Origin of the sequence: Mycolicibacterium helvum, assembly GCF_010731895.1 — a bacterium.
Classification (GTDB): Bacteria; Actinomycetota; Actinomycetes; order Mycobacteriales; family Mycobacteriaceae; genus Mycobacterium; species Mycobacterium helvum.
Genome location: NZ_AP022596.1, coordinates 2,571,779 through 2,590,353, shown reverse-complemented (window position 1 = coordinate 2,590,353; position 18,575 = coordinate 2,571,779). Strand labels below are relative to the sequence as shown.

General features: G+C 66.9%; 20 protein-coding genes. 14 read left to right on the top strand and 6 right to left on the bottom strand.

The window, feature by feature from the left end; genetic code table 11:
- Nucleotides 1-205 precede the first annotated feature (205 nt).
- The gene (locus tag G6N38_RS12000) at nucleotides 206-1,018 is read left to right on the top strand and encodes a TMEM165/GDT1 family protein (RefSeq protein WP_163751957.1); all 813 of its coding nucleotides are present in this window, start codon (nucleotides 206-208) and stop codon (nucleotides 1,016-1,018) included.
- Nucleotides 1,019-1,071: 53 nt separating this feature from the next.
- On the opposite strand, the gene G6N38_RS11995 is transcribed toward G6N38_RS12000, so the two are convergent.
- The gene (locus G6N38_RS11995) at nucleotides 1,072-1,239 is read right to left on the bottom strand and encodes a hypothetical protein (protein ID WP_163747725.1); all 168 of its coding nucleotides are present in this window, start codon (nucleotides 1,237-1,239) and stop codon (nucleotides 1,072-1,074) included.
- Between the two features lie 103 nt (nucleotides 1,240-1,342).
- Here G6N38_RS11995 and G6N38_RS11990 point away from each other — a divergent pair, with 103 nt between their 5' ends.
- On the top strand, nucleotides 1,343-1,741 hold the full coding sequence (locus tag G6N38_RS11990) for a transcriptional regulator (protein WP_163747724.1): 399 nt from the start codon (nucleotides 1,343-1,345) through the stop codon (nucleotides 1,739-1,741).
- A 45-nt stretch (nucleotides 1,742-1,786) separates the two neighbouring features.
- Here G6N38_RS11990 and G6N38_RS11985 read toward each other — a convergent pair whose 3' ends face one another.
- From G6N38_RS11985 to G6N38_RS11975, 3 genes are read right to left on the bottom strand one after another with little or no spacing between them, the layout of a single operon-like run.
- Entirely contained in the window at nucleotides 1,787-2,926 is a 1,140-nt protein-coding gene (locus tag G6N38_RS11985) for a hypothetical protein (protein ID WP_163747723.1), read from the bottom strand.
- Complete coding sequence (locus G6N38_RS11980; RefSeq protein WP_163747722.1) at nucleotides 2,923-3,414, bottom strand: ImmA/IrrE family metallo-endopeptidase; 492 nt, start codon at nucleotides 3,412-3,414, stop codon at nucleotides 2,923-2,925. The genes G6N38_RS11985 and G6N38_RS11980 overlap by 4 nt, the downstream gene beginning before the upstream one ends.
- Nucleotides 3,415-3,462: 48 nt before the next feature.
- Nucleotides 3,463-4,503, bottom strand: coding sequence for a hypothetical protein (locus G6N38_RS11975; RefSeq protein ID WP_163747721.1), 1,041 nt, complete (start codon nucleotides 4,501-4,503; stop codon nucleotides 3,463-3,465).
- 245 nt (nucleotides 4,504-4,748) lie between these two features.
- On the opposite strand from G6N38_RS11975, the gene G6N38_RS11970 reads away from it, so the two are divergent.
- From G6N38_RS11970 to rraA, 5 genes are all read left to right on the top strand, one after another.
- Complete coding sequence (locus G6N38_RS11970; RefSeq protein ID WP_163747720.1) at nucleotides 4,749-5,402, top strand: DUF6474 family protein; 654 nt, start codon at nucleotides 4,749-4,751, stop codon at nucleotides 5,400-5,402.
- A complete protein-coding gene (locus tag G6N38_RS11965; RefSeq protein WP_163747719.1) occupies nucleotides 5,402-6,106 on the top strand; it encodes a YcnI family copper-binding membrane protein in 705 nt (234 codons plus the stop codon). The genes G6N38_RS11970 and G6N38_RS11965 overlap by 1 nt, the downstream gene beginning before the upstream one ends.
- A 44-nt stretch (nucleotides 6,107-6,150) precedes the next feature.
- Nucleotides 6,151-6,612, top strand: a complete 462-nt coding sequence (locus tag G6N38_RS11960; RefSeq protein WP_163751956.1) for a copper resistance CopC family protein — start codon at nucleotides 6,151-6,153, stop codon at nucleotides 6,610-6,612.
- A gap of 103 nt (nucleotides 6,613-6,715) precedes the next feature.
- Nucleotides 6,716-7,213 carry a hypothetical protein gene (locus tag G6N38_RS11955; protein WP_163747718.1) on the top strand — a complete coding sequence of 166 codons (498 nt, stop codon included), beginning with the start codon at nucleotides 6,716-6,718 and terminating at the stop codon, nucleotides 7,211-7,213.
- Nucleotides 7,214-7,215: 2 nt separating this feature from the next.
- Nucleotides 7,216-7,698, top strand: a complete 483-nt coding sequence (gene rraA, locus G6N38_RS11950; RefSeq protein WP_163747717.1) for a ribonuclease E activity regulator RraA — start codon at nucleotides 7,216-7,218, stop codon at nucleotides 7,696-7,698.
- Here the strand turns inward: rraA and G6N38_RS11945 are convergent.
- The gene (locus G6N38_RS11945; protein WP_163747716.1) at nucleotides 7,695-9,164 is read right to left on the bottom strand and encodes a flavin-containing monooxygenase; all 1,470 of its coding nucleotides are present in this window, start codon (nucleotides 9,162-9,164) and stop codon (nucleotides 7,695-7,697) included. The genes rraA and G6N38_RS11945 overlap by 4 nt on opposite strands.
- Nucleotides 9,165-9,241: 77 nt before the next feature.
- On the opposite strand from G6N38_RS11945, the gene G6N38_RS11940 reads away from it, so the two are divergent.
- Genes G6N38_RS11940 through dinB form a run of 3 tightly spaced genes read left to right on the top strand, consistent with a single transcriptional unit; the run spans nucleotide 9,242 to nucleotide 13,702 of the window.
- Entirely contained in the window at nucleotides 9,242-9,892 is a 651-nt protein-coding gene (locus G6N38_RS11940) for a TetR/AcrR family transcriptional regulator (RefSeq protein WP_179968513.1), read from the top strand.
- 55 nt (nucleotides 9,893-9,947) lie between these two features.
- Nucleotides 9,948-12,473, top strand: a complete 2,526-nt coding sequence (gene ponA2 / locus G6N38_RS11935; protein ID WP_163747715.1) for a transglycosylase/D,D-transpeptidase PonA2 — start codon at nucleotides 9,948-9,950, stop codon at nucleotides 12,471-12,473.
- A 23-nt stretch (nucleotides 12,474-12,496) separates the two neighbouring features.
- On the top strand, nucleotides 12,497-13,702 hold the full coding sequence (dinB, locus tag G6N38_RS11930) for a DNA polymerase IV (protein ID WP_163751954.1): 1,206 nt from the start codon (nucleotides 12,497-12,499) through the stop codon (nucleotides 13,700-13,702).
- Between the two features lie 204 nt (nucleotides 13,703-13,906).
- Here dinB and G6N38_RS11925 read toward each other — a convergent pair whose 3' ends face one another.
- Complete coding sequence (locus G6N38_RS11925; protein WP_163747714.1) at nucleotides 13,907-14,911, bottom strand: PHP domain-containing protein; 1,005 nt, start codon at nucleotides 14,909-14,911, stop codon at nucleotides 13,907-13,909.
- A gap of 107 nt (nucleotides 14,912-15,018) precedes the next feature.
- Between G6N38_RS11925 and G6N38_RS11920 the strand changes: the two genes are divergently transcribed.
- From G6N38_RS11920 to G6N38_RS11905, 4 genes are read left to right on the top strand one after another with little or no spacing between them, the layout of a single operon-like run.
- Entirely contained in the window at nucleotides 15,019-15,396 is a 378-nt protein-coding gene (locus G6N38_RS11920; protein ID WP_163747713.1) for an ArsR/SmtB family transcription factor, read from the top strand.
- Complete coding sequence (locus G6N38_RS11915; protein WP_163747712.1) at nucleotides 15,393-17,036, top strand: SulP family inorganic anion transporter; 1,644 nt, start codon at nucleotides 15,393-15,395, stop codon at nucleotides 17,034-17,036. Before G6N38_RS11920 ends, G6N38_RS11915 begins: the two co-directional genes overlap by 4 nt.
- Nucleotides 17,037-17,059: 23 nt before the next feature.
- Nucleotides 17,060-17,353: a hypothetical protein gene (locus G6N38_RS11910; protein WP_163747711.1), complete on the top strand. Its 294-nt coding sequence runs from the start codon at nucleotides 17,060-17,062 to the stop codon at nucleotides 17,351-17,353.
- A 36-nt stretch (nucleotides 17,354-17,389) separates the two neighbouring features.
- Nucleotides 17,390-18,232 (top strand): LLM class F420-dependent oxidoreductase, encoded by an 843-nt coding sequence (locus G6N38_RS11905; protein ID WP_163747710.1) that lies wholly within the window; start codon nucleotides 17,390-17,392, stop codon nucleotides 18,230-18,232.
- Nucleotides 18,233-18,575: the final 343 nt, after the last annotated feature.

Here is an 18,575-nt window from a genome sequence, read left to right as displayed (position 1 = left end):
TGCCCGTAGAGTTGGCTCCAGCGAAGGGGAGTAGCCCCCAATCGGACAATCGACATACTGGCCTGGCGCGCATACCGCATGGCCCGGTTGTCCGGCCGGCGTAACTGCCGGTGGGCGAGACCTTCGGCCGTGAAACCGTTAGTGGTTGTCGGCCGGAGGCATCTGTACCGCCCCTGACCACAGCCACCCGAACGAGGAGTTCTGGGTGCTTGCCGCGTTGTTCTTGAGTTTCGCCGTCATCTTCGTCGCCGAATTGGGCGACAAGTCACAGCTGATGGCGATGACGTTCGCACTGCGCCATCGCTGGTGGGTCGTGCTGAGCGGCATCACCGTCGCAACAACGGCGGTGCACCTCATCTCCGTCGCCGTCGGTCACTATCTCGGTGCCGCTCTGCCCACCCACCTGCTCGGCATTCTCGCCGGTGTGGCCTTCGTCCTGTTCGGGCTGTGGACGCTCCGGGGGGACAAGCTGTCCGACGACGAGGCCACCCGGGCCCAGCGCACCACCGCGCCGGCTTTCTTCGCCGTGACGTCCGCATTCCTGCTGGCTGAGCTCGGCGACAAGACGATGCTCGCGACGATCACCCTGGCCGCGGATCACGACTGGGTCGGCGTGTGGATCGGGTCGACCATCGGCATGGTCGCCGCCGACGCACTGGCCATCCTGGTCGGCGCCCTGGCCGGCAAGCACCTACCGGAGCGGTTCATCCAAATCGGCGCGGCCGCCCTGTTCCTGGTGTTCGGGGTGTCGATGCTCATCGAGGGGGCCTTCCCCACGACGTCCGCCATCGCCTCTATCGGAATCTCGGTGGCCGCCGTCCTAGTGGTCGCGGCCGCGATTCGCGCACTGCCGGCGCGCTTGCGACCCGCCGTGCTCCGGACCGACGCCAGGCAGGTATCCGACGACGGACCGCATTCCGGATCGGTGTCGTCGGGGGTCGGGACCGAGGGCGGGTCCGCGGGAGCACCACAAGATAGGTCGGCGGCCGAACTGAAACCGCCTGGAGAGTCACCATAACGGGACTTACAGCAAAGTAGATTTCTGTGGCCGCGCTCGATAACCTCGGTTGCTCAGGCTACTCTCAGGTTCTCCAGTGAGCGATCATCGGTCACCTGCTGCACCGGCAGGCCTTCCACCATGCGTTTCTTTGCTTCACCGTAGGCTGTGAACAAGTACTGACCTGAGAAAATAGGTCCAGGAATGTTTGCCGGCAGCCCGAAAATGTCCACCTGCGTCAATTATCCGGTAGTTTGCACTTGGTTGTCGGCGGATGTGTCGCTACGATGATCAGCAAATAAGCCAGCGCAAATGACCGCTCTTCTGCATGTGGAGGTCAAAAAGATGAGCACGACATTCTCGGCCCGACTGAATCGCCTGTTCGACACGGTGTATCCCCCCGGCCGGGGTCCTCATACCTCTGCGGAAGTGATCGCCGCGCTGAAGTCTGAAGGCATCACGATGTCCGCTCCGTACCTGTCGCAGCTGCGTTCAGGCAACCGGACCAACCCGTCGTCCACCACCATGACGGCGCTTGCCAACTTCTTCCGGATCAAGCCGCAGTACTTCACCGACGACGAGTACTACGAGAAGCTCGACAAGGAGCTGACCTGGCTGGCGAACATGCGCGACGAGGGCGTGCGACGCATTGCCGCGCGTACCGTCGGGCTGTCCCCGGAGGCCCAACAGGACATCGTGTCCAAGGTCGACGAGCTGCGTCGTCAGGAACACCTCGACGATTAGCCCGTCGCTCCTATCACAGGAGCTGCGGCAACGTTAGGTTCCGGGTCAGCGCCCGGCCGCTGCGCTGTCCAGCGCGCGGTATTGGCGTGCGATCTCGAGGATCCATTCCCGGTCCGAGTAGGTTTCGGGCTGCCCCAGCCAATTCATGCCAGGGAATTGACCCTGCCCAGCCGGGCGCGCCACCCGCGGCGTGCGTCGTCCCGCATGGATCCACTTGGCGATCGCAAGAGCCTGTGCGTCTGGGCTGACTGCTTCACGCTCCGCGTCCGCCAATACCTGCACCCGGGCACCTTCGGGCTTCGTGGCCGCAAGATGCTCAGCCATCGTGGCTTCCAGGTACAGGGCGTCAGAGATCAGCGACAACCGCTCGGCCACCCGGAAAATCAGTGGCCCGCGCGGACGTTCGCCGATCCCGACGTCCGGCTGACGCCGTTCGAGTTCGGTCAGCAGCGGGTCGATGAGACGCAATTCCCGTCGTCCACCGAACCAATCCTCCACAGCGGGCAGCAGAGATCCCGCCGCGACGATCGCCATCGCGGCCCCCAGCAGCGTCGCCGCGGTCCCCACGCCCACCAGATGCGAGGTGCCCACGGCCCGGATCAGGAAGAAAGCGGTGGCTGCCACGAGCAGCGCAATGCCCAGCGTGAAGACGAATAGCGCCCGGCCCCGGCGCGTCCGGTTGGAGTGCCGCATTCCGGCCCACAACGCCAGCGTGAAGGCAAGCATCACGTAGAGCAGTGGCAGCAGCCACGGCAGCGAGGTGTTGGCCGACCCCAGATTGCGGCGAAGGTACTCCTCGGGCGACATCTCCGGCTGCTGACCGGATAAAAAGAACAGCACCAACGTGGCGACACTGATCGCACCGGCCACCGCGTACTGCACCGCCGCGATCCGGCGGATGACGGCGGGGCTGCGAGTCGACGCGACGCTGGTGATCATCACGCAGCTACCCGCGGCACACCAGACCAGGGCCACCTGGCTCAGGCCGATCGAGACGTTCGACCAGTGCAGGGCGCTGTCGATCAGAAGCGTCAGCGGCGGCCAGTTCAAGGCGGCGACCAAGGCCAGACTGCCCAAGGCCACGATCATCGCCGAGCTGACCACCGACTGCTTATTGACCAACGCCCACCCGATACGAAGGCCGGTGGCCATCCCGAGCAGACCGGCGATCAACCAAACGATCAACCAAACGCCTCTCCGAGGCGAACTTGCACAATCGAAGACCGATCCGATGGTGAGCGGCCCAGCCGGTACAAGAGCAGCGCCGCGAAATCCTCGGCCTCCTGCTCGACGTCCTCCCCGCCGGGCCCCATACATCCGGTGCGCTGGTTGAGCATGTAACCGATGAGGTCGTCGCTGGCCAGTTCCGCGACATCGCGGGCGGCCTCGGTGACCGGGATGCCGTAATGCCCGAGCACGAGGTGACCCAGCTCGTGGGCCAAGGTGCGATCCCAGGTGGGCAGGCCGTTCTGGATGAGGAAGACGTCGTGATCGGCGTATTGACGCCACTGACCGCAGACGCCGGTCGGCAGGTCGGCCATAGTGACTTCGATGGGACGTTCGCGGTCCTCGCTGACGGCGGCAACCAACCGGGTCAGCGTGATTTCGCCGTGGCGGGGCGCAAGATCCAAGACATCGTTGACTGCGGTGGTGACCCGGCGACTGGCCGACACCTCATCCCCCTTCCTCGTCGGCGACTGGGCTGCGATGCGCGGTCCGCGTCACTGCATGAACCGAGCGGTCCCCGCAGTCCGCACAACGTGGCCGGCTCTTGCTTGGCGATACCCGACGACCCCGCCGAGCGCAGTCAGGGCGAGAATTCCGGCGAAACCCGGCAGGGCCAGCGCCGCGACCTCGCCCATCTTGGCCTCTTGGAGGTACCTGGGATAGCCAACCCTAGTCGACGGGGGCATTTCTGTACCCGCTCCGGCGGACGTGGCGGGTGGACGTTCGCGGGTGGCGGCGGATTCACGACCTGGACCGGTTCGCGGTCCGGGTTCGGCACCCGGACCGATCGGGCGCGGCGCTGAGAATGCCGGCGGCAAGCCGATCAACGGCGGCATCGTGATCGGCGGCGGCTCCAGGCTGGTGGGGCCGATCGTCCCGCGTTCGGCGCTGACGACGGGCGGTTCCCCGGGCTGCCCCGGTTCACCCGGCGGAATCGTCCGAGGCTGGACGGTGATGCCACCTCCGCTACCTCCGCCACCGACCGCCGCGGGCGGCTGACCGATACCCAGACTCGGTGGGCGAGCCACCCCGACATCCCCGACACCGTCACCTGACGTGGCTCGCGGCGGCCAATGCCACGGAGGCAGTGGCGGCAGCACGATCGGCGGGAACTGCGGGAACTGCCAGTCCGGATTGAGCCAGCCGGAAGGGGGCCAACCCGGCTCCGGCCAGCCGGACGAAGGCCAACCCGGCTCCGGCCAGCCGGAAGGGGGCCAACCGTGCTGGCCCGGCAAGACGTGCTGGCCGGGCGGCCCGGGCGGCGGCCAACCGTGGTGACCGGGTACCCCGGGATTCCAATGACGGCCAGGAAGCTCACCGCCACGGCGCGAACCAGCCGCGGCTCCATCGCCCGGTCGCGTCGTCCCCGGTTTGACGTCGGTGCCGTGGGGCTTACCTGGCCCGCCAGGCCGATGCGCGCCGGGGCGCTCGCCACGACGAGCATCGTTGCTGTCGGAACGACTATCGGCACCTCGACCGCCGTGGTTGTTGCCAACCGTGCCGGGGTCGGCGGCGGCCGCCGGCGCCCAGAGCATGCCGGTACCACCACAGAGCAAACCGCACGCGATCACCCAGCTAATCGCTGCGGCCCTCATCGGCGAGCGTTTCACGACGTTCCTCGAATTAGCGGCGCAACGGGCGCCGCATCGGACGGTTTGCAGTTCATTGTGGCATATCCGCAGGTCGTGATAGTCCCCGTTGGGCCGAGCGATAGGGTTAGCTGACCCGGTCGCGAGCGCGCCTCGCCGATCGCCGACGACCTACCCGGGAGGCATCAGGAATGGGCCTGTTCAAGCGCAAAAGCCGTGCGACGCGCCGCGCGGAGGCTCGGGCGATCAAGGCCCGCGCCAAGCTCGATGCCAAGCATTCGGCCAAAAACGAGCTCCGCCGCATCAAGTCCGCCGAGCGCTCCGAGAACAAGGCGATCAAGGCCCAGCTGAAGGTCGCGCGCGACGCCGACCGAACCGCGGTCAAGGTTGCCGAAGCGCAACTTAAGGCAGCGCGCGAGGGCAAACTTTTGTCCCCCACCCGGATCCGGCGCGCGCTGACCGTGTCCCGGCTGCTGGCCCCAGTCGTCGTCCCCGTGGTCTACCGCGCCGCCATCGCCGCGCGGGGTGCAATCGACGAGCGCCGCGCCGACCGTCTCGGAGTGCCCTTGAGTCAGCTTGGTCAGTTCTCCGGGGTCGGCGGGCAGCTGTCGGCACGCATCGCCGGCGCGGAGAACTCCCTGCGGCGGGTGGCCGAGAAGAAGCCCAAGGACGCCGAGACCAAACAATTCGTCGCCGCGATGACCGAACGGCTCAGCGCGTTGTCCGCGGCCGTCACCGCCGCGGAGAACATGCCCGGGCCACGGCGTCGGGACGCACATGCCGCGATCGCCGGTCAGCTCGACGGTATCGACGCCGATCTGATGGCTCGCCTGGGCGTCATGTGATGACCGCCCAGACGACGCGCGGGCTCAAGGTGGCCGCGCTGACCACCTCCCTCGTCCTGGGTTCCTGGTTAACAGCCGCGACGGCCGGCGCGCACGTCCACGTCAACGCCGACCAGCCGGTGCGTGGCCAATACGCACTGGTCACGTTCCAGGTGCCCAACGAGTCCGAAAAGAGCTCTGCTACAACCAAAGTCACGATCTCACTGCCGAATGTCGCGTCGGTCAGCACCGATGTGATGGCGGGATGGTCCGCTGAACTGGATCGCGATGCCACCACCGGTGCGTATCGATCGGTCACGTTCACCGCGTCGCCCAACGAGGGCATCGGGGTGGGCCAGTTCGAGTTGTTCCCGATCTCGATCAAGCTGCCGGACGCCGATTCTGCGACGTTCCCGGTGGTTCAGACCTACGCCGACGGCACCATCGTGCATTGGGATCAGCCGCCGCTGCCCAACGGCGAGGAGCCCGAGTACCCCGCGCCGGTGTTGGCTCTCACGTCGGGCCCGCCGGCTCCGAAGGAACGGCACGCAACGCCCGCGGCCCCGGCCCCCACTACGGTTCCTGCGGTCAGTGCCACACCAACATCGGGTGAGCACGCCGAACCCCAGGCCAGTGCCGACAACACCGCCCGCGCCCTGGCCGGCGGTGCGTTGTTGGTGGCTGCCATCGGTGTCGGCGTCGCGGTGGCCCGCCGACGGACTTGACGGTCATCCACCGTGTCCTGGCGATCGCCCTGTTGATCGCCGGCATGGCGACGACGGGGACGGCAGTGGCCTCCGCTCACGCCGTGCGAATCGCCGCGGACCCCGCGGCCGATGCATCACTGGCGATCGCCCCGGCGGAAGTCAGTGCCACCTTCAACGAACAGTTGCACTCCGATTTCGCCGCGATGACGGTCGTCGGACCCGACGGGAACCTCTGGTCCGACGGCACTCCACAGGTAAAAGGCGCGGTGGTCAGCGTGGGGGTGCGCCCGCTCGGCCCGGCCGGCACCTACACGGTGAACTATCGGGTCACTTCGGCCGACGGCCATGTCGTGTCCGGCTCCTGGTCGTTCACGCTGACCGTGGCGGGCAATGGCACACCCGGCCCCCGGGCGTCGGCGTCGGCCGACGCCGACGAACGGGCTCTGCCCGTCTGGCCCTTCGTTCTCGGTGCGGCTGCAGTGATCGGCTGCGGCTTCGCGTGGTCGCGGCTGCGCCGGTCGTGACCCCGGACGTCGCCGGTGAGCAAGGCCGGACTGCTGATCCCGGCCTGGCATGATGGGTGCCACTGCCGGCGTTCGCGACCAGAAATTGCAAAGGAGCAGCCAGATGGCAGAAGCGCAGGACCAGCCCGACGAGGGCCGGGACGCCACGCCGCCGGGGCCGCCACCCCCCGAGAAGGCCGCTGCGAAAAAGCAGCCGGCCAAGAAAGCACCAGCCAAGAAGGCTGTGAAGAAGGCTCCCGCCAAGAAAGCACCGGCCAAGGCCGCTGGGACGGCAGGAGCGCCAGCCCCTGCCAAGAAGGCGCCACCCATGAAGGCGCCGGCGGAGAAGGTTGCGCCGCCCGTGGTGGAACCGCCCGCCACTCCCGCCACTCCCGCCGCGCTGGCCGCAGGCAATGGCTCCCCACCGGTCGCCGAGGGCGCCCGCGCCGCGGCGGCCAATGCCAAATCGTCGGTGGAGAAGGCTGCTAACCCGGTTTCGCCGCTAGCTCCGGTGCCGGTCGCCACGTCCGGGCGCTCACCGCTGCCGTTCGCGGCGGCCTTCGCGGTGACCGTGCTGATCGCTCTGCTGGTGCGCCGCCTGCGCCACCGGCACGCCGAGTGAGCATGACCGTCACCGTCCGCGCCACCGCCGACCTTGTCGACGCCATCGGACCCGAGGTGCGCAGCTGCGATGTCCAGTTCCGTCAGTTCGGTGGCCGCACCGAATTCGCCGGACCGATCAGCACGGTGCGCTGCTTTCAGGACAACGCACTGTTGAAGTCGGTGCTGTCCGAACCGGGCGACGGGCGCGTTCTGGTGATCGACGGCGACGCCTCGGTGCACACCGCGCTGGTCGGGGACCTCATCGCCGAGCTGGCCCGCTCCAATGGCTGGGCGGGGCTCATCGTGCACGGCGCTGTGCGGGACGCGGCGACCCTGCGCACCCTCGACATCGGCATCAAAGCACTGGGAACCAATCCCCGTAAGAGCACCAAGACCGGCGCCGGTGAGCGCGATGTCGAGGTCAGCTTCGGCGGCGTGAGCTTCGTCCCCGGCGAGTTGGCTTACAGCGATGACGACGGGATCGTCGTCATACCAGCGGACTAAACACCCACCGAGACATGGTGTTTGGCGAACTGCAGGGCGTCGTCGTCGACCTTCCCGTGCCGGATCAACCCTAGGTCCAGCAGATAATTCTGCTTGAGTCGCCACGGTGCCCGCGAGCCGGCCTTGGGCAGTCGGTCCAGTGCCCGCAGCACATAGCCCGGGGTGAAGTCCATGAGCGGACGTTCCTCGATATCGGCCGCCGGCTGCCCGGGTTCAACCCTGTCGTAGCCGCGGGAATCCATGTAATTGAGGACGCGGCAGACGAATTCGGAGACCAGATCGGCCTTCAACGTCCACGATGCGTTGGTGTAGCCGATGGTGAAGGCCATGTTCGGCACGCCGGAGAGCATCATGCCCTTGTAGGTCATCGTGGAAGTCAGGTCGAGCGGCTCACCGTCGCGGCGGATCTCCGCACCCCCGAACAACTGGAGATTCAAACCCGTTGCGGTGACGATGATGTCGGCTGCGCACTCCTGCCCTGAGGCCAGCTTGATTCCGGTCGGAGTGAAGCGCTCGATTGTGTCGGTGACGACGTCGGCCTGACCTTTGCGAATGGTGCGGAACAGATCGCCGTTCGGCGCCAAGCACAGTCGTTCGTCCCACACCCGGTAGCTCGGGCCGAAATGCTTGTTCACGTCGTACCCCTCGGGCAGTCGCCGCTGCGCCATGGTCATCAACTGCTTGCGCATGAAGTTGGGGAACCGCCTGGCCAGCCAATACTGGGTGGACTGAAACATGATGCTCTTCCAGCGGTTGGCGACGTAGGCGGGTTTGGCGGGCAGCAGCTTGTTCATTCGTACCGCAAACGGGTCGACGTCGGGCAGCGCCCCGATGTAGGTCGGCGAGCGCTGGAGCATCGTGACGTGCCCGGCACCCGAATTGGCGAGGGCGGGAATGAGAGTCACGGCCGTCGCGCCGCTACCGATGACCACGACCCGTTTGCCGGTGTAGTCCAGGTCCTCAGGCCAGTGCTGGGGGTGCACGATGGTGCCGGTGAAGTCCTCGGCGCCGGGGAACTCGGGCGAATAGCCCTGGTCGTAGTTGTAGTAGCCGCTGCACGCGAAGAGGAACGAGCAGGTGATGTCCTTGTGTTCGCCCCCGGCCTCAACGCGCAACGTCCACTGGTTGTCGGCGCTGGACCATTCCGCGCTCACCACGCGTTGACGAAAGCGGATGCGCTTGTCGATGCCACACTCGCGGACCGTCTCGTTGAGGTAGGACATGATCGACGGACCGTCGGCGATCGCCTTCTGCGATGTCCAGGGCTTGAACCGGAAGCCGAGGGTGAACATGTCGGAGTCCGATCGGATCCCGGGATATTTGAACAGGTCCCAGGTGCCGCCGAGACTCTCCCGGCGCTCCAGGATCAGGAAGCTCTTCGACGGGCAGCGGTCCTGCAGATGCCAGGCAGCGCTGATCCCGGAAATACCCGCGCCCACGATCACTACATCGACGTGTTCAGTCATGGCGGCCACGTTATCAACACCGTGTTGAATAGGTCAACGCTCTGTTGATTAAATCAACGCCCTGTAAAGTAACGCCCGTGCCAGCCGCCAGCCCGACCCGCGTTCGCGGCCGTCGCGCGACCCGCCCCTCCGGGGACGATCGCGAGGCGGCCATCCTGCGCACGCTGGAGGACATGCTCGAGCAGCGGCCGTTTACCGAGATCTCGGTGGACGACCTCGCCAAGGGCGCCGGCCTGTCCCGCCCGACCTTCTACTTCTATTTCGCGTCCAAAGACGCGGTGCTGGTGCGGTTGTTCGCCCGCGCAATGACGGCATCCGGCGCGGAGCAGCAGCCCGACACTGTCACCGAGCACCCCCAGCAAGGCTGGCACGCCGGTATTCACGCCTTCTTCGATTCGCTGCGCCCACACCGGGCGGTCGTACTGGCCGGGCTCACCGCGATGGCCGCCAACTCCGAGCTGCGCGATATGTGGACAACGTTCATGACCGGCTGGATCGACTACACGGCCGGGTTGATCACCAAAGAGCGTGAGCGGGGCGCGGCGCCTGACACCATCCCGGCCCACGATCTGGCGACAGCGCTCAATCTGATGAACGAGCGGGTGGTGTTCGCCGCCCAGGGCAGCCAGGAGCCGACGCTGCCGGAGCACGCCGCCCTGGAGGCCCTCGCGCACATCTGGATCGCCAGCATCTACGGCGGGACCAAGGCTTCTGCGGCCTCGGTTTGATTCCGGCTTCGCATATTGAATTCGCGTCCAGTCCGGGTGGCCCTAGTCTGGCGGCATGTCGGAGCCACACCCTACGGCGGGTGCCACCGTTGCCAAGTTCGCGTTGTTCTGCGTGCTGGCCGGTGTCTTGGTGGCGGCCATGCTCTTTCCGCTCGTCGGCGGCGCGGGCATCGTCGTCAATCACGCCTCTGACGTAGCGGCCCAGGATTCCGAAGATCTGATGACGGGCGAGGTGCCCACGGTCTCCACGATGGTCGACACTGCGGGAAACCCGATTGCCTGGATCTATGCCCAACGCCGGTGGCCGGTGCCTACCGACCGGATTGCCGACACGATGAAGTTGGCGATCGTGTCGATCGAGGACAAGCGCTTCGCCGACCACAACGGCGTGGACGTTCAGGGCACCCTGACCGGTCTCGTCGGCTACCTCAGGGGTGACCTCGACACCCGCGGTGGGTCGACAATCGAGCAGCAGTACGTCAAGAACTACAACCTGTTGGTCAACGCCCAGACCGATTCCGAACGGCGGGCGGCTATCGAGACGACGCCGGCGCGCAAACTGCGCGAAATCCGGATGGCGCTGGCCCTGGACAAGGCCCTCTCCAAGCCCGAGATCCTGACCCGCTACCTCAACCTGGTCTACTTCGGCAACGGCGCCTACGGAGTGCAGGACGCCGCCAGGACTTACTTCGGCATCAACGCCAACGACCTCAATTGGCAGCAGGCGGCGCTGCTGGCCGGGATCGTGCAGTCGACCAGTGCCCTGAACCCGTACACCAACCCCGAGGCCGCGCTGACGCGCCGCAATCTCGTGCTCGACACGTTGATCGACAACGAGCCCCAGTACGCCGACGCCTTGCGCGCCGCCCGCCAGGAACCGCTGGGCATTCTGCCGCAGCCCAACAGCCTGCCGCAGGGGTGCATCGCGGCCGGCGATCGTGGTTTCTTCTGCGACTACGTGCTGCAGTATCTGGCTCGAGCGGGACTGTCCAAGGATGATGTGGCACGCAACGGATACCTGATCCGGACCACCCTGAATCCGGCGGTCCAGAACAGCGTGAAGAAGGCGATCGACACCGTCGCCAGCCCGACGCTGGACGGGGTCGCCAGCGTGATGAGCGTCATCCAACCCGGCAAGACCAGCCACAAAGTCATCGCGATGGGCGACAACCGCAATTACGGCCTGCAGCTGGACGCCGGCCAAACAGTTCAGCCCCAACCCTTCTCGTTGGTCGGCGACGGCGCCGGATCGATCTTCAAGATCTTCACCACCGCGGCTGCCCTCGATATGGGCATGGGTATCAACGCGCAGCTCGAGGTTCCGGCGCAGTTTCAGGGCAAGGGCCTGGGCAGCAGTAACACCCCGGGCTGCCCCAAGGAGACCTGGTGTGTGAAGAACGCCGGGAACTACCGCAGCCCGATGAGCGTGACGGATGCGCTGGCTCAGTCCCCCAATACAGCGTTCGCCCGGCTGATCGGCCAGGTCGGCGTGCAGCGCGCTGTGGACATGGCGGTCAAGCTGGGATTGCGGTCCTATGCAGAACCGGGCACAGCGCGCGCCTACGACCCGGACAGCAACGAGAGCCTGGCCGATTTCATCAAGCGCCAGAACCTCGGCTCATTCACCCTGGGTCCGTTCGAGTTGAATGCGCTCGAATTGTCCAATGTTGCAGCCACATTGGCTTCGGGTGGCATGTGGTGCCCGCCCAGCCCGGTGGACAAGATCTTCGACCGCAACGGCCGCGAGGTTGCCGTCGAGACGCAGTCCTGCGAGCAGGTGGTGCCGGAAGGTCTGGCCAACACGCTGGCCAATGCGCTGTCCAAAGACGCCACCAGCGGCACGGCGGCCGGTTCGGCCAGCTCGGCGGGCTGGACCCTGCCGATGTCAGGTAAGACCGGCACCACCGAATCGCACCGCTCGTCAGGGTTTCTCGGCTTCACCAATCAGTACGCCGCGGCGAACTACATTTTCGACGACTCCACCAATCCCGGCGGGCTGTGCTCTTGGCCGCTTCGCAAGTGCGGGGGCGGGAATCTCTACGGCGGCAACGAACCTGCGCGGACGTGGTTCCTGGCGATGAAACCGGTCGCAGGAGATTTCGGCCCGATCGCACTGCCGCCCACCGACCCGCGCTATGTCGAGGGCGGCCCGGGCAGCATGGTGCCCAGCGTCACCGGCCTGAGTTTCGATGCCGCGCGGAAACGGCTGCGGGACGCCGGTTTCCAGGTCGCCGACCTGCCCACCCCGATCAACAGCTTCTCGTCGCGGGGCACGGTGGTGGGCACCACCCCAACGGGCAAGACCATTCCGGGGTCGATCATCACGATCAACACCAGCAACGGGACCCCACCCGCACCGCCGCCAGATGCGGTGCCGCCGCCACCTCCCCCGCCACCGGACGCCCCGCCGCCCGACGTCAACGTCATCAACATCCCCGGCCTGCCGCCGATCACGCTGCCGATGTGGCCGCCGCCGGCACCGCCACCGCCACCGCCACCGCCACCGGCGCCCGAACCACCACCGCCGCCACCGGCCCCGGAACCCCCACCACCTGCACCGGACGCACCGCCGCCGGCCTGACTGTCGGACCGGCATGCGAACATATGTTCGTGTCCGGCGGTGGGGCAACCATCTTGCACGCTGATCTCGACTCGTTCTACGCGTCGGTCGAGCAGCGCGACGACCCGACGCTGCGCGGTCGCCCGGTGATCGTGGGCGGCGGCGTGGTGCTGGCCGCCAGCTATGAGGCCAAGGCCTACGGGGTGCGTACCGCGATGGGCGGCCACCACGCGCGCCGGCTGTGCCCGGCCGCGGTGGTCGTCCCACCGCGGATGTCGGCCTACAGCCAAGCCAGTGCCGACGTCTTCGACGTCTTTCGCGACACCACGCCATTGGTGGAACCCCTCTCGGTGGATGAGGCCTTCCTCGATGTGTCCGGACTACTGCGCCTGTCGGGTGATCCGGCCCGGATCGGGGCCCGCTTGCGCCAGCAGGTGCGAGATCGAGTGGGGCTGCCCATCACGGTGGGGGTCGCCCGCACCAAGTTCCTGGCGAAGGTCGCCAGCCAGGAAGCCAAGCCCGACGGCCTACTGCTGGTGCCACCGGACGGGGAGTTGGCGTTTCTGCATCCGCTGCCGGTGCGGCGGCTGTGGGGTGTGGGTCCCAAGACAGCGGACAAGTTGGGCACGCACGGTATCGAAACCGTCGCCCAGGTCGCCGAACTGTCCGAGTCGATGCTGGGCTCGATGGTCGGACCCGCGATGGGACACCAACTGTATTGCCTCTCGCGCAACATCGACCGGCGCCGGGTCACGACGGTGCATCGCCGCCGCTCCGTGGGCGCTCAGCGGGCGCTGGGTCGTCAGCGCAGAACGCCCGCCGAGCTGGATGCCGTGGTGATCGGCCTCGTCGACCGGATCACCCGCCGGATGCGCTCGGCACAGCGCACCGGCCGAACAGTGTTGTTGCGCTTGCGCTTCGACGATTTCACCCGGGTCACCCGCTCGCACACGATGGCCATGGCCACCGGGTCCACCGAACCGATCCTGGCCGCCGCTCGCGGTCTGGTCGCCGCGGCCTCGCCTTTGATCGCGCAGCGGGGCATCACGCTGATCGGGTTCGCGGTGTCCAATATCGACACCGGCGGCGCTCAGCAATTGGAGCTGCCATTGCACGGTGGGCGCCCCGACACGTTGGAGCTGGATGCGGCGGTGGACCAGGTCCGTCGCCGCTACGGCAACGCGGTGCTCACCCGGGGCGTGCTGGTCGGCCGGGACCCTGGATTGGAGGTGCCGCACCTGCCCGACTGAATGCGCTGACCGCAGCGAGCCAGCGGGGCGCCAGCCACGCATTGCCGCGTCCATCTGGTCGTCTCCGGGCGCTGACCGGCAGCGGTTGCACCCCTTCCACGGTGGCGCTCCTCGGCCGGTGGTTCTGGTGGCCGCAACGGGTCCGTCCGCGCCCGGTACCGCGGCCATGGCCAGCCGAGAGCGGGCCCTGTCACCGGTGGGCAATTAGTGTGCCGCCCAGCCAGCCAATTTCTCGGCCGGCCAGGTGGTGATGATCCGCTCGAGCGGTACACCGCTGTCGAGCGCACGCTGGGCACCGTAGCCGAGGAAGTCAAGCTGGCCCGGGGCGTGCGCGTCGGTGTCGATCGAGAAGTCGCAACCGATCTCCAACGCCAGCTTGAGCAGGCGGGTCGGCGGGTCACGGCGCTCGGGACGTGAGTTGATCTCGACGGCGGTGTTGTTGTCCCGGCAGGCGGTGAACACCTTCTCGGCGTCGAACTTCGACTCGGCCCGGATCCCGCGGCTGCCGGTCACCAACCGCCCGGTGCAGTGGCCCAGGACGTTGACCCGCGCGGCGGATACTGCGCGCACCATCCGGCGGGTCATCGCCGGTTCGTCCATCGCCAGCTTGGAGTGCACGCTGGCCACCACAATGTCGAGCCGATCCAGCAGTTCAGGCTCCTGATCCAGGCTGCCGTCATCGAGGATGTCGACCTCGATGCCGGTGAGTATCCGGAACGGCGCCAGCTCCTCGCGCAGCTCATCGATGACGTCAAGCTGATGGCGTAGCCGATCGGCGGACAGCCCGTTGGCGACGGTCAGCCGCGGCGAGTGATCGGTGAGCGCGCAGTACTCGTGGCCCAACGCGGCCGCGGTGGCCAGCATCTCGTGGATCGGGGCCGATCCATCCGACCAGTCCGAATGCAGATGCAGGTCGCCGCGTAACGCGGCCCGAATTTCACCGCCACCGAGATCGACTGCCGCACTTCGCAATTCGACAAGCGAGTCGGGCTCCTGGCCAGCCCAGGCCTGCGCAATGACCTTGGCGGTCTTCGGTCCGATTCCGGGCAGCGACTGCCAGCTGTTGGCGCGGCCGTGCCGCTCCCGACTCGGCTCGTCCAACGCCTCGACGATGTCGGCGGCCTTTCGGTAGGCCATCACCCGCCGGGAATCCTCGCGCGCCCGGTCCTTGTAGTACGCGATCTGGCGTAGCGCAGCCACCGGGTCCATGGCTCCAGTGTGCCCGTACGGGCACGAGGAGTTGGCTGGCCGCGACCACCTCGGTTAAGGTATTGAGAGTTTCTTCAATCCATCAAGTATTCAATCGGAGGACCGCCGTGGCCACCAGCGTTCCCGGCGGCACCGAACGGCCGCTCTACGAAATCAAGGCAAACCTCTTCAAGGCACTCGCCCACCCTGCCCGAATCCGCGTCCTCGAGATTCTCTCGGCCAATTCCGGGCCCACCCCGGTCAGCGAGATCCTGGTCGCCACCGAGATCGAGCCCACGCTGCTCTCGCAGCACCTGGCCGTCCTCAAACGCCACCACGTCGTTTCGGCTGAACGTGTTGGCAATGCGGTCTATTACGAGCTCGCGCATCCCTCGATCCGGGAGTTACTCGTCACCGCGCGCAGCTTTCTGGCCGACACCCTGCGGGCGCGGCACCAACAGCTCGAGGCATTCGACGCACTGCCGCCGGTCGGGAATCCGCAGTGATCGCGAGGGCGGCCGGCCAGCTGTCGCGGTTACTGCCGCGGTTCAGCGACTACGCCGAGCTGCCGCGCACATGGCGACGCGACATCATCGCCGGAGTGACGGTCGGTGTGGTGGCCCTGCCGCTTGCCCTGGCGTTCGGGATCAGCTCCGGGGTTGGGGCGGCAGCCGGGCTGATCACCGCCGTGGTCGCCGGACTGGTCGCTGCGGTGTTCGGCGGTTCGCATGTCCAGGTCTCGGGGCCAACTGGCGCGATGGCGGTGGTGCTGGCTCCGATCGTCGCCCAACACGGTATCGGCAGTATCGCGCTCGTCACGGGATTGGCTGGGCTGATCGTGCTGGGCGCCGGCGTCATTGGCCTCGGTCGCGCGGTTACGTTCATTCCATGGCCCGTGATCGAGGGCTTCACGCTCGGGATCGCTGTCATCATCTTCCTGCAGCAGGTGCCGGCCGCGTTCGGCGTCACCGCGCCGGCTGGGCAACGCACCCTGCCCGCCGCCTGGGCCGTCGTCTCACACGCGAACTGGCCGTCCGCTTGGCTGACTGTGGCGGTCGTGGGCTTCATCACCGTGCTGATGGTGGGCCTGCCGCGGCTGCATCGCGGGATTCCCGAATCGTTGACCGCCGTGGTCGCGGCCACGGTGATCGTGGTCGCCTTCCACCTTCCGGTTGACACGATTGGGAACTTGCCGTCGCATCTGCCGGCGCCCGTCATGCCGCACGCTGATCCCGCCGCGCTGCGCACACTGATCGGCGCCGCGGTGGCCATCGCCGCGCTGGCTGCGATCGAGTCGCTGCTGTCGGCGCGGGTAGCGGCCACCATGTCACCTACTGGTCCTTACGATCCTGACCGCGAACTCGTCGGTCAGGGGCTGGCGTCGATGGCGTCAGGACTCTTCGGCGGTATGCCTGCCACCGGTGCGATCGCCCGCACCGCGGTCAATGTGCGCTCCGGGGCCCGCACCCGACTCTCGGCCATCGTGCACTCATTGCTATTGCTTGCGGTGGTGTATCTGGCCACCGGGCCGGTCGGAGCAATTCCGTTGTCAGCCTTGGCCGGGGTACTGATGGTCACGTCGTTCCGGATGATCTCGGCGAGCACCGTCCGCAGGATCGTCCGGTCGACCCGCTCGGACGCGTTGACCTTCGTGCTGACTGCCGTCGTCACCGTGTGCTTCGACCTGATCGAGGCGGTGGAGATCGGCGTCGTCGTCGCGGCGTTCTTCGCGCTGCGCACGGTGGCGCGCCGCAGCAGCGTGGTGCGCGAGGATCTGCCCGGCCCATACCTTCCCGGTGACGAGCGGATCGCGTTGTTGCGGTTGGACGGTGCGATGTTCTTCGGTGCGGCCGAGAGGCTCTCGAACTCGATCACCGACTACCCGGACGTTTCGGTCGTCGTCATTCGCATGTCGCAGTTGGGAATGCTGGATGCCACCGGTGCCCACACACTCGCCGAGATTGCCGAGGACCTCGAGTCGCGCGGCATCACCGTCATCATCAAGGGTGTCCAGCCCGAGCACATGGCCCTGCTGGCCAACATGGGCATCCTCGACGTCCTGCGCCACGAAAACCACCTGATCGATTCGCTCGATGACGCGATCGCGCATGCGCGCTCCCACGCCAACCCGGCGGTTTACCCCTAGCGGAGGCTGGGTATGGGCCCCCCATGTCGACTATCCAGTGGGTGATCGGGTACCTCTGCGTCACAGCGCTGGTCGCCGGCGGGGCCGTGGCATTCTCGGCCTGGTCACGCGGCGGCGAGCGGTCCACGCCGCGCATCACCGTCGGCCCGGCGCTTCTGGCCGGCGCGGTGTGGCCGCTGCTGCTCGTCGGGGTCGTCCAATGGCTGCTCGTACACGTGCTGGCCAAGACACTGCGGCCGCAACCCGAACGCACCAGCGAGGTGGTCTACTACGGGCCGCCACCCCCGGTCTCACGACGCAAGGCCAACGCCAGATAACAGCTCCGATCGTCAGATCGGACTAGGCTCGGCATAGTGCAATTCGCCTTCAAAACCTCCCCGCAAAACACCACGTGGGCCGACATGCTCGCGGTCTGGCAGGCCGCCGACGACATCGACGTGTATCACTCCGGCTGGACATTCGACCACTTCTATCCGATCTTCTCCGACTCCGCGGGTCCGTGCCTGGAGGGCTGGTCAACGCTCACCGCGCTGGCGCAGGCGACCACCCGGCTGCGGCTGGGCACCCTGGTCACCGGCATCCACTACCGGCACCCTGCGGTGCTGGCCAACATGGCGGCCGCGGTCGACATCATTTCCGGCGGGCGCCTGGAACTTGGCATCGGCGCAGGCTGGAACGAGGAGGAGTCGGGCGCCTACGGCATCGAACTGGGCAGCATCAAGGAGCGTTTCGACCGCTTCGAAGAGGGCTGCCAGGTGCTGATCGGCCTGCTCAGCCAAGACACCACCGACTTTAACGGCACGTACTACCAGCTCGAGGCGGCCCGCAACGAGCCCAAGGGACCGCAGCGGCCGCACCCGCCGATCTGCATCGGCGGTAGCGGAGAGAAGCGCACGCTACGCATCACCGCGAAGTACGCCCAGCATTGGAACTTTGTCGGTGGGACACCCGAGGAGTTCGCCCGCAAACGCGACGTGCTGGCTTCCCACTGCGCCGACATCGGCCGGGATCCAGCAGAGATCATGCTGTCGGCTCACGTTCGGCTCAGCGATGACCGCGACTACGCGAAGGTGGTTGACGAGGCCGCCGCGCTGGCTGCCGAGGGGCTCGATCTGGCGATCGTCTACCTGCCGACGCCGCACGATCCAGCAGTGCTGGAGCCGCTCGCGGAGGCGATCCGCGATTCGGGGCTCTAGATAACAACCTAGTAACGACGGGCAAACCCGAGCCGGTGTGAGCCGGCGGCACAATCGGTTGCTAGAACGCTCGCTAGATGCCGTAATGCACGAGGTCGGCGGGGGTGACCAGGCGTTCGTGCTTGGCCGGGAACTCGCGGCTCTTCATCGGGTGACGGAAGAAGCACCAGGCTATGCGCCCGACTCGCGAGCGAGATATCGGGTTGATGTACACAAGGATCACTCCTGTGGTCGATCTCGGCCTTACCGGGTCGCAACTTTACCGCAGCACCCATTCCAGCAATTAGATACAGATCCCACCGCAAACTGCAATAGGCGCGCCGGTAAATAATCCGATGATTCG

What these genes read in the sequence shown, in the direction of transcription:
- G6N38_RS11975 (WP_163747721.1), bottom strand. Translation starts at nt 4,503, where the DNA reads ATGCTCTGGGCGCCGGCGGCCGCCGCCGACCCCGGCACGGTTGGCAAC.
- dinB (WP_163751954.1), top strand. Translation starts at nt 12,497, where the DNA reads ATGTTCGTGTCCGGCGGTGGGGCAACCATCTTGCACGCTGATCTCGAC.
- G6N38_RS11945 (WP_163747716.1), bottom strand. Translation starts at nt 9,164, where the DNA reads ATGACTGAACACGTCGATGTAGTGATCGTGGGCGCGGGTATTTCCGGG.
- ponA2 (WP_163747715.1), top strand. Translation starts at nt 9,948, where the DNA reads ATGTCGGAGCCACACCCTACGGCGGGTGCCACCGTTGCCAAGTTCGCG.
- G6N38_RS11970 (WP_163747720.1), top strand. Translation starts at nt 4,749, where the DNA reads ATGGGCCTGTTCAAGCGCAAAAGCCGTGCGACGCGCCGCGCGGAGGCT.
- G6N38_RS11925 (WP_163747714.1), bottom strand. Translation starts at nt 14,911, where the DNA reads ATGGACCCGGTGGCTGCGCTACGCCAGATCGCGTACTACAAGGACCGG.
- G6N38_RS11910 (WP_163747711.1), top strand. Translation starts at nt 17,060, where the DNA reads ATGTCGACTATCCAGTGGGTGATCGGGTACCTCTGCGTCACAGCGCTG.
- rraA (WP_163747717.1), top strand. Translation starts at nt 7,216, where the DNA reads ATGACCGTCACCGTCCGCGCCACCGCCGACCTTGTCGACGCCATCGGA.
- G6N38_RS11965 (WP_163747719.1), top strand. Translation starts at nt 5,402, where the DNA reads ATGACCGCCCAGACGACGCGCGGGCTCAAGGTGGCCGCGCTGACCACC.
- G6N38_RS11955 (WP_163747718.1), top strand. Translation starts at nt 6,716, where the DNA reads ATGGCAGAAGCGCAGGACCAGCCCGACGAGGGCCGGGACGCCACGCCG.
- G6N38_RS11990 (WP_163747724.1), top strand. Translation starts at nt 1,343, where the DNA reads ATGAGCACGACATTCTCGGCCCGACTGAATCGCCTGTTCGACACGGTG.
- G6N38_RS11960 (WP_163751956.1), top strand. Translation starts at nt 6,151, where the DNA reads ATGGCGACGACGGGGACGGCAGTGGCCTCCGCTCACGCCGTGCGAATC.